The organism is Kitasatospora sp. NPDC041988 (assembly GCF_055588525.1).
Genome location: NZ_JBVJCO010000075.1, coordinates 1 through 6,725, shown reverse-complemented (window position 1 = coordinate 6,725; position 6,725 = coordinate 1). Strand labels below are relative to the sequence as shown.

The following is a 6,725-nucleotide window of genomic DNA, read 5'->3' as shown; positions in this document are numbered from 1 at the left end:
TCCCTTTGGGTGGTTCCCTTCGTGGCGGGGAGGCGCAAACCCCGCGATCTTCTTTCGGCCCCCCCCCCCGGGTCCCCCCCCCCCCCCCCCCCCCCCCCCCCCGGTGCCCCGTCCCCCTTCGAAGGAGCACCCCGTGACCACCGCAGCCCCGTACCAGGTCGTCGTCAACGACGAGGAGCAGCACGCACTCTGGCCGGCCGGCGCCCCGCTGCCCGCCGGCTGGCGGGCGGAGGGCTTCACCGGCAGCGAGGAGGAGTGCACCGCCCACGTCGACCGGGTCTGGCCGGACATCCGCCCGCTCAGCCTGCGCCGCCGCCTGGCCGGGCAGGCCGGCGGCGGCGAGTGAACGTCCGGGAATCCGTAAACTACACCGCTGTCGAACAGTCGCCCCTCGGGCGTGCGGGGCGGCCGTTCGGGTGACATAGTGTCCGCTGACCGGCAGGACGCCGTGTCAGTTCGCGGTACGGGCAGGGCCGGACGGGGTGAACCGGCGGCGAAGCCCTGCCGCCTCACCCATCGAACGAAAGGGACGGGAACCCGTGCGGTCCGAGAACGCCCCGGCCACCTCCACACCCGTGGCCGCCAGTCAGTCATTGACGCTGGCAGGCATGCTCTTCGCGGTCTCGATGACCTTCATCGACCAGACCATCGTCTCCATCGCCGCGCCCGACATCATCCACGAACTCGGCCTCTCCTCGGCCGGCATGCAGTGGGTGGTCAACGCCTACCTGCTGGCGCTGGCGGCGTTCTTCGCCCTCGGCGGGCGGCTGGCGGACGTGCTCGGCCACAAGCGGATGGCGATCGTCGGCACGCTGACCTTCGTCGTCGCCTCGGCCCTGTGCGGGGCGGTGCCGACCGGTGGCGCGGCGCAGACCTGGCTGATCGCGTTCCGGGCGCTCCAGGGCGTCGGTGCGGCGCTGATGTTCCCGGCCGCGCTGGCCGTGGTGGTGGAGGTCTTCCCGGTGCAGCGGCGCGGTCGCGCGCTGGCGCTCTTCTTCGGTGTGGCCGGCGGCCTCACCGCGGTCGGCCCGATCCTCGGCGGCTGGCTGACCAGCTGGACCTGGCGGGCGATCTTCTGGGTCAACGTGCCGATGGCCCTCATCGCGATCGTCCTGACGCTGATGGCGAAGATCCGCAACACGCCGCGCCGGGAGCCGATCGACTGGACGGGCGCCGCACTGGCGGCGGTCGGCATGGCCCTGAGCGTGCTCGGCCTCCAGCAGGCCGCGACCTGGGGCTGGGACAGCCCGGCCACCTGGCTCTGCATCGTCGGCGGCCTCGCGGTGCTGGTCCTGTTCGTCCTGTTCGAGCTGCGCACCCAGGACCCGCTGATCAAGCTGCGGGTCTTCGCCGACCGCGCCTTCGCGGCCGACAACGCGGTGCTGTTCTTCGCGATGATCGCGTTCGTCCCGGTGTTCTTCTTCGCCTCGGTCTACTCGCAGGTGGCGCTCGGCCAGTCGGCCAACGACGCCGGCCTGTACCTGCTGGTGTTCTTCGCCGGGTTCGCCCCCGGCTCGCAGATCGGCGGCCGGCTGCTTGACCGGGTCGGCGCCCGCCCGCCGATGCTGGTGGGCACCGCGCTCGCCGCCGCCGGCTTCGCGCTCTGGGCCGGCAAGATCACCGACCTCTCGCTGGGCGCCCAGTGGCCCTACATCGTGATGTCGGGCGCCGGCATCGGCCTGCTGCTGACGCCCGCCTCGACGGACGCCGTCAACCGGGCGATCGGCGCCTCGTACGGCGAGGTCACCGGCATCACCCAGACCGTGCGCAACTACTCGGCGAGCCTGGGCCTGGCGGTGCTGGGCACCGTTCTGCTGCACAGCACCACGGCCAACGTCCAGGACGCCCTGCGTGCGCACGGCGTGCCGGCGGAGGTCGCGCACAGCACCGCGGTGGAGATCACCAAGAGCATCACCGGCCACGGTGAGGGCGGCCAGGGCGCGTCCGACGCCTCCGCCGAGATGATCGACGCGGTCCGCCGGGCCTTCGCCGAGGCCAACGGCCCGGTCCTGTACGGCATGGCGGCGGCGCTCGGCGTGGCGTTCCTCTGTGCGTTGCTGCACCCCGGCACGCGCGTCACCGCGGAGGCGGAGCCGGCTGCCGCGAAGGCCGAGCAGGTGGCAGAGCCGGGCGCCTGAGCCGCACGGCGAACACGCCGGGCCCCGCGGCGCCGGCAGCGTGACACGGCGGCCGGTCTCCCCGAGACCGGCCGCCTTCGCGTGTCCGCGGGCCCCGCGTCCGGTTCACGTCTGCATGCAGTCGTCGTACTGCTGGTTGCACTCGTCGTGGCACCGCTGCCACTGGTAGAAGTCGCCCATGTCGAGCTGGGGCTGGCACCCCTGATCGCAGGAGTCGAGGCGCTGGCCGCACCTGATCAGCCGCTGCCGCTCCTCCTCGGTGAACATGGGGACGATCCGTTCTCCGGTGGCGCCGCCGTGCGGGCCCGCCGCCGGCCGGGTCGTCGCGTACCGGCCGGCACGCGGCCGGAGGGAGGCCTCAGCGTGGAATCCGGGGATGGCCATGGTGATGCTCCCGTCAGGTGGTCCGGACGGAGACCGCCGGCCGCCGGTCGGCCGGCGCTCCCTCGCGGGCCTCCCCGGGCGCTTCCGGGTGAACGGCCCGCTCCGTCCAGGCTACGCCGTCGGGCCGCGCGGCCCTCGGCGTCGGCCCCGCTCCTGCCGAGGTGCACGTCGGGCCGGGCGGGAGCAGCCTGGAAGTAGTGGATGACCGCGGGCGACCGAAGCCAGGGTCTCCTCGGCTCCCCCACGCGAGTGACCGGAATCCTCGCGTCCGAACGGCCCGGCAGGTTTCACGACCCGACATTTCACGGCCCGACATGTCTTCACACCCCCGTTCCCGCGGGCCCCGGGCGGGCCGACGTCCGCTGTCACCGCGCTGCGCCCGGGCGGTGACGGTGGGCGGTGAGGGAGATGACCGATGACCGACGGTGAGAGGCGGGACGACCCCGCCCGCGGCGGCGAGGCCCGCCGACCGCGCAGGGTGCGCGTCCCGGGGTTCATCACCGACGAGGAGATCGGCCTCGGGGACGCCGTCAGGCGTGTGACGAGCACGATGGGGATCAAGAGGCCCTGCGGTGGTTGTGAGCGGCGTGCGGCCGCGCTCAACCACCGGGTGGTCCTGTCGCGGGGCCGTGCTCACCAACGGTGAGCGCGGTGACGGACCGTGACGTGAAATCCGTGACGGTCCGCAAGGCTTGACGCGAGCGTGACGTGAGGAGTCACCGATGGAGCAGGAGTACCAGGAACGCCCCGACCTGCTGGACGACCTGCCGGCGGACGGCCCCGACCGCCTCGGGCCGGCCCTCGCACCGCCCGCCGCCACCGCTGCGGCCGCTTCCGTGACCGCCGCCGCGATGCCGGACTACGGCTGCGGACACCACTGCGAGAACGGGGACCCGACCGCGGAGGCGGCCGGGGACGACTCCGGGCAGGGCGGCCGCGGCTCGGCCGGCGGCTACGTCTACGTGCTCGGTCAGGTCGACTACCGGTTCCCGAGCCTGGCGGTGGAGAAGGAGGTCGCCCAGGCGGTGTACCGGTCCGACAGCGCCGGGCTGACCGACCGGCAGGCCGTGCACGCGGTCGTCTCCCAGCCCGAGAACCGCTACCTCGCACGCCAGTTGTGCTACGTCCTGAGCGTCCAGGGGATCGAGACCTACCTCCTGAGGCCGCGGGACCCGGTGGAGTTCGACCGCCTGGTCGCGGCCGTCCGGCCGGAACCCAAGGGCTCCGACCTCGACGTCGTCATCGGCCACCGGGGGCCGCTCGCCCCGCCCGACTTCTGCAACGGCCTGACGCTCCCGGTGGTCTCCTTCGACCAGATCTACTCCTTCGACACCGAGGAACTGGTGGCGGCGATAAAGCGGCCCGCGGGAATGGCCGACGAGCTGTTCGAGACGTCCTCCAGGGAGCTGCTGCACCGGGTGAGGCAGCTGGGGGACAACGCTGGCGACACCGACGAGCACCGCGCGCTGAACTACCTCGCGGTCCGCTACCCGCGCATCTACGAGAAGACCGTGGAGGCCTTCGCCGCCGACTCCTCGCTGAGCGCGGTGAGCTTCCGCGAGTCCCGGCTGAGCGGCGCCCGCAGGATCATCGACGTCCTGTTCTGCTACACGGGCCGCCGGACGGACGTCACCGAGAAGTTCTTCGTCCGGGTCGACGTCACGGAGGAGTTCCCCTTCCTGGTGAACAAGCTGTGTCCCTACTACGACCGTTGACCCGCGCCGGCCGGGCGCGGGAGAAGGAAGGAGGTGTCGGAGATGACGATCCCGGGATTCACCGCCGAATCGGCGCTCCGCCACACGGGCGGGCACTACCGGGTGTTGCGCCACGGCTCCGCACGGGGCCCGCAGATGATCGAGGGGCAGGGCGAGTTCCTGACGCCGCTCTGCGAGCTGGAGTGCCGCGGGGTCTGCTCCGGCGTGTGCACGCGCAACCCCGGCGGCCTCCGCTGCAAGCGGTGCCGGAAGTGGTGTCTGGACGACTGCGACACCGGCCCCCTCGGCTGACCGGACAGGGCACGACCCGGCACGGACCGGCCCGCGGCCGGACGGGCCCGCTCGGGCGGAGGACGCGGACGGGATGAACGACGCACACGGGACGCCCCGATGACGACACCGTTCGAACAGGTCGGCCTCGCGCGGCTGATGGCACGCGGCGCGGGCAGGCCGGAGGTCGTCGTCGCGGTGGTCGACGGCCTGGTGGCCCTGGACCACCCGGGCCTCGCCGGGCGGCGGCTGCGCCTCCTGACGGATGGCGGGAGGGGCGGCAGGCCCAGCGGGTGCAGCCGCGCGGGCGGCGGCCCGGCCTGCCGCCACGGCACTTTCGTCGCCGGCCTGCTCGGCGCCGGGCGCGGGTGGGAGCCGCCCGGCATCTGCCCCGGCTGCACGTTCCTGCTGCGCCCCGTTTTCGCGCCCGACCGCCCGGGCTCGCGCGCCGCCCCCGCCACGCGGCTGGAGGACCTCGCGGCCGCCGTCGTGGAGACCGTCGACGCGGGCGCCCGCGTGCTGAACCTGAGCGTCGCGCCGGCCCGGCCCGCCGGCACCGGGCACCGCGAGCTGGAGTGGGCGCTGGACCACGCCGCCAACCGCGGCGTGATCACGGTCGTGGCCGCCGGGAACCAGGGCGCGGTCGGCACCTCTGTCCTCACCCGGCACCCCTGGACGATCCCCGTGATCGCCTACGACCGGCGGGGGCGGCCGATGAACCTCTCCAACCTGGGGGGATCGATCGGAGGGCGCGGCATCGGCGCACCCGGCGAGGCCGTCAGGGGCCTCGGCACCGGGGACCGTCCGCTCGTGCTCACCGGTACCAGCGCCGCCGCCCCGTTCGTGGCGGGCACGGTCGCCCTGCTGCTGTCGGAGTTCCCTGCGGCGCCGCCGGCCGAGGTGCGGGCGGCCGTCCTGCGTACCGGTTCCGGGCGGCGCCGGACGGTGGTGCCGCCCCTGCTGGACGCCTGGGCGGCGTACACCGAGCTGCTGCGCCCCAGACCGCCCGGGGCGCAGCAGTCCGTTCGCGGACCGGAGGGCCGGCGGGTCACCTCCCGTGCGGCGCCCGGTCCCCGATGAACTGGAGTTCCGCTGATGATCACTGTTTTCCGTATCGATGGACCCCCGACCGGGATCGAGCTCAAGGGGGACGGGAACCCCACCCCCGAGCAGATCGAGGAGGAGAAGGAGGCCCGGCAGGCCTTCCTGGACGCGGTGTCGCCCTACCTGGCGGCGCTGCCGGAACGGCCGGTCAGCCATTCCGGCAACGTCGCGAAGGTGGAACTGCTCGGCGAGGACGTGGTGTCCCGGATGAACCGGTACCTGCTGCTGGTGACCGTCGACATCGGCGATCCGCGCATCGACTTCGAGTCCTTCGTGCCGTCCGGCACCACCGTCACGCCGGTGGACGGCGACTTCACCCCGATCTCCCACTGGCCGGACGGCAGCCGGAGGTGATCCGGAGCCCGGCCCGCTCGCCTGGCCCGAGCCGTTCTCACTCCCGGGCCAGGCCGGCGACGTGGTCGGCGATCAGGTCGAGCATCTGCGCCGATCCCTCGTCGCCGAGCACGAGCAGGTTGAGCGTCAGCCCGTCCGTCACCGCGGCCAGGTAGCGGGCCAGCACGCCGGTGGGGACGCGGAGTTCGAAGCCCGCGCCGCGGCGGAGCTGTTCGAGGAGTTCGGTGTAGGCGGCGGAGTACAGCTCGTACTGCCGCCGTGCCAGCTGTTCGAAGCCGGGCCGGCGCAGCGCGTACTGGGTGAGTTCGTAGGTGAGCATGTGCTCGCCGGGGTTGGCGGCGACGTGGTCCCGGTAGGCCTGGAAGCCGGCCCGGACGGTCTCCCGCAGGGTGGCCCGGGGCCGGATCGCCTCCCGGACCACCGTGACGGAGTGGTCGGTGATCGTCGCGATGACGGACTCGAGCAGGGCCTGCTTGGAGTCGAAGCAGTAGTGGAAGACGCTCAGTGACACGCCCGCCTCGGTGGTGACCGACCGGGTCGTGGTGGCGGCGACACCGTCGCGGGCCATCACCCGGATCGCGGCCTCGGTCAGCTGCCGGCGCCGCTCGGCAGACGGCATCCGTGTCATGGGGTTCCTCCCGGTCGCGGCCGGCCCCGGCTCCGGGGGGGGGGGGGGGGGGGGGGGGGGGGGGGGGGGGGGGGGGGGAGAAGAGGGGGGGGGGGGGGGGGGAGGGGGGGGGGGGGGGGGGGGAAGGAAGGC

8 protein-coding genes are annotated in these 6,725 nt (G+C 73.6%); 6 read left to right on the top strand and 2 right to left on the bottom strand.

The window, feature by feature from the left end:
- Positions 1 to 133 precede the first annotated feature (133 nt).
- Entirely contained in the window at positions 134 to 346 is a 213-nt protein-coding gene (locus tag ACZ6NC_RS40325) for an MbtH family protein (protein ID WP_465738876.1), read from the top strand.
- Positions 347 to 539: 193 nt separating this feature from the next.
- On the top strand, positions 540 to 2,138 hold the full coding sequence (locus ACZ6NC_RS40320) for an MFS transporter (protein WP_465738875.1): 1,599 nt from the start codon (positions 540 to 542) through the stop codon (positions 2,136 to 2,138).
- A gap of 105 nt (positions 2,139 to 2,243) precedes the next feature.
- Here ACZ6NC_RS40320 and ACZ6NC_RS40315 read toward each other — a convergent pair whose 3' ends face one another.
- Entirely contained in the window at positions 2,244 to 2,522 is a 279-nt protein-coding gene (locus ACZ6NC_RS40315) for a hypothetical protein (protein ID WP_465738874.1), read from the bottom strand.
- Between the two features lie 722 nt (positions 2,523 to 3,244).
- Here ACZ6NC_RS40315 and ACZ6NC_RS40310 point away from each other — a divergent pair.
- The 4 genes from ACZ6NC_RS40310 to ACZ6NC_RS40295 all read left to right on the top strand — a co-directional run bounded on the left by ACZ6NC_RS40310 (position 3,245) and on the right by ACZ6NC_RS40295 (position 5,965).
- Entirely contained in the window at positions 3,245 to 4,237 is a 993-nt protein-coding gene (locus ACZ6NC_RS40310) for a cyanobactin maturation protease PatG family protein (RefSeq protein WP_465738873.1), read from the top strand.
- Between the two features lie 42 nt (positions 4,238 to 4,279).
- On the top strand, positions 4,280 to 4,528 hold the full coding sequence (locus ACZ6NC_RS40305; protein ID WP_465738872.1) for a hypothetical protein: 249 nt from the start codon (positions 4,280 to 4,282) through the stop codon (positions 4,526 to 4,528).
- Positions 4,529 to 4,627: 99 nt separating this feature from the next.
- Positions 4,628 to 5,587 (top strand): S8 family serine peptidase, encoded by a 960-nt coding sequence (locus ACZ6NC_RS40300; RefSeq protein ID WP_465738871.1) that lies wholly within the window; start codon positions 4,628 to 4,630, stop codon positions 5,585 to 5,587.
- Positions 5,588 to 5,602: 15 nt separating this feature from the next.
- Positions 5,603 to 5,965: a hypothetical protein gene (locus ACZ6NC_RS40295; RefSeq protein ID WP_465738870.1), complete on the top strand. Its 363-nt coding sequence runs from the start codon at positions 5,603 to 5,605 to the stop codon at positions 5,963 to 5,965.
- A gap of 37 nt (positions 5,966 to 6,002) precedes the next feature.
- Here ACZ6NC_RS40295 and ACZ6NC_RS40290 read toward each other — a convergent pair whose 3' ends face one another.
- On the bottom strand, positions 6,003 to 6,593 hold the full coding sequence (locus tag ACZ6NC_RS40290) for a TetR/AcrR family transcriptional regulator (protein ID WP_465738869.1): 591 nt from the start codon (positions 6,591 to 6,593) through the stop codon (positions 6,003 to 6,005).
- Positions 6,594 to 6,725 lie beyond the last annotated feature (132 nt).